2 protein-coding genes and 1 pseudogene are annotated in these 2,319 nt (G+C 33.0%); 1 reads left to right on the plus strand and 2 read right to left on the minus strand.

What is annotated here, in order from left to right; genetic code table 11:
• Positions 1 to 184: 184 nt before the first annotated feature.
• Entirely contained in the window at positions 185 to 1,021 is an 837-nt protein-coding gene (locus tag DMP16_RS09175) for a DMT family transporter (RefSeq protein WP_069284093.1), read from the plus strand.
• A gap of 5 nt (positions 1,022 to 1,026) precedes the next feature.
• Here DMP16_RS09175 and DMP16_RS09180 read toward each other — a convergent pair whose 3' ends face one another.
• Positions 1,027 to 1,449 carry a hypothetical protein gene (locus tag DMP16_RS09180; RefSeq protein ID WP_069284092.1) on the minus strand — a complete coding sequence of 141 codons (423 nt, stop codon included), beginning with the start codon at positions 1,447 to 1,449 and terminating at the stop codon, positions 1,027 to 1,029.
• Between the two features lie 526 nt (positions 1,450 to 1,975).
• Positions 1,976 to 2,319, minus strand: a pseudogene (locus tag DMP16_RS09185) (sodium:solute symporter); the annotation flags it as partial.

Consider the following 2,319-nt stretch of genomic DNA (forward strand, 5'->3'; position numbering starts at 1 on the left):
AGCTTTAAAACAGCATTAGAATGATGAAATGAGGACAAACTTCTCCTCTAGGGCGGAGGACATATCAGAATGCTTAGAATCTGTAATTAGTTTAAGCGGGACACCACTATCTACATTAGAAAGAGTAGTCCTTAAAATTGCTTAGGAAAATATTTATTGGCAAAGGTGAATGTAAGAAGGCAAAATGCAAAGGGTCATAGTATCTTTCTTAAGATGGATACTTCCTTTATCAGTAGTTTGGGGCTTATCATTCCCCTTAACTAAAATAATAACTTTTTCAATTTCACCTATGATAGTTAGCGTGGCTAGGGTTGCAGTAGGCTCGATTTTTTTCTATCTTTTAGGTAGGGGAATCTCCATTGGGATTAAACAATTCATAAACGCACTTCTAAACTTTATCATATTTTTATCATTCCTTAACTTGGGGATAAACTTCTCCCCTAATCCGGGATTAGTAGCGATAATGGTCTATACTCAACCCGTATTCGTATTGTTAATAGAATATTTTTTAGGAAATAGGATAAGTACCAAGGGTATTATAGGAGTAATTTTAGGAGTTATAGGAGTAATTTCTTCAGCTACATTATCATTTAATTTAGGTTTATTATTTGGAATAATAGCCTCATTGTCATGGGCGGGAGGTACAATTTATTATTCGAGAAAGTTAACTAATGAAAATCTAATCAAACTTAATGCTTTTATGACATTAATCTCCATACCGTTTTTATCGGCGTTAACTCCAATAGACTACTACTTCAATTATAATTTGTTTTCATTAATCCTTCTAGTAATTTTAGCACTATTAGCCCAGGTTATGGGCTTCTACTTCTGGTTTAATGGTGTTAAAGAGTTAGGGAGTATTTATGCCAGTTCTGGAGCTCTATTAGTACCAGTTATGGCTTATGTACTTAGTTTCTTAATATTGAAAGTAATTCCAACACCTGTACAAATAATAGGTTCAATTATAACACTCATAGGAGTCTATTTAACGATAAGTAGTAGAATAGTGAGAAACAAATAATAAATTTACATAAAAGTGTTGGGCTTTCCTCCTATTTTTTGAGACTCCTTCAAATAAATATCTCTGGGGTCAGCTAAGTTCAAGGCTATTCTATAGGCTGTACTGTTTTCTCCAAATTTATCTTGAATTACCTCTAAGTCTATCCTCCTAACTTCTCTTTCATCAGCTATACCTATTAAGTGAAGGTACTCGTGAAGCAAAATAACGTACAGATATTCATATTCATATCCATTTCTCTTAGCGTTCATATATTGTTGGTAATTAACATATATAGTATAATCATTGTGTTTGACATAAGCCAAAACTTGTGGAGGCAAATACGTAACAAATGTCACAACTACGTTTTCAACTTCTTTACCTAATCTCCTTTTGATCTCCTCCTTTATCTCACTTAATACTATATCTATGCCAATTCCGAACGATGGCATGATCTCATACTAGTTCTAAACTTATTTAAACTCTCTCATCTAACGTACTACAATCTTCTGACTTTCTCCTCATGAAGAGGATTTTCTCATTGACTCTAATTTGAGGGGCGATCAAGAGACTCGGAAAACAGTATAAGTTTATTACAGCCATAACATCATGGATACTCTCGTAATTGAAATTTATAAGATGAAAATACTTATAATACCGTAGGATTGGATAGAATAATAAATTAGAAAGCATAGAACTAAAATCGTCTACATAGATCTTTCTGGTCTCCTTTACGCCTTAAAAGGCGAGGTTTGCCGTTCTTTTATCATGCTATTTAAGTCCTCTAATAAGAAGATAGCTGATGTGCTACGTTATATTGGCATAAAAAATAAATCTCAAATAACTTATTCAGATATTGGATTTTACTAAGCTTTAATCTTCATGACTACATTATATACCATATTTTATAATTTATTTCTATATCTAAAAAATAATATTTATTGAATATAATGGGAAAAAGAATATTAATTAAAAAAATTAACCTCTTAACTCCTCAGTAGCTATATTGCCTTTAGTCTTATAACCAATCGCCCTAGCTATCAATGTACCTATAACCGATACTACTAGGTTAAATGCGAGTGATATTACTGCGATATATAATAGCCCAAATGGAGTAGGATAAACCGAAGTTGCCCTAGGTAATCCGAAGGTTGCAAACATATAACTTCCACTCACAATTCCTACAGCCCATCCTGCGGTTAAAGCCCAAGAATTAAACCAATCAGTATACAATCCTAAGAATACTGCCGGCAGGGTCTGAGCAATAATTATACCTCCCAATAATTGTAAATTTATGGCATATGTCTCTGGTACCAAGAATA

The sequence above is a fragment of the Sulfolobus sp. B1 genome, assembly GCF_007050195.1.
Lineage (GTDB): Archaea > Thermoproteota > Thermoprotei_A > Sulfolobales > Sulfolobaceae > Saccharolobus.

What these genes read in the sequence shown, in the direction of transcription:
- DMP16_RS09175 (WP_069284093.1), top strand. Translation starts at nt 185, where the DNA reads ATGCAAAGGGTCATAGTATCTTTCTTAAGATGGATACTTCCTTTATCA.
- DMP16_RS09180 (WP_069284092.1), bottom strand. Translation starts at nt 1,449, where the DNA reads ATGCCATCGTTCGGAATTGGCATAGATATAGTATTAAGTGAGATAAAG.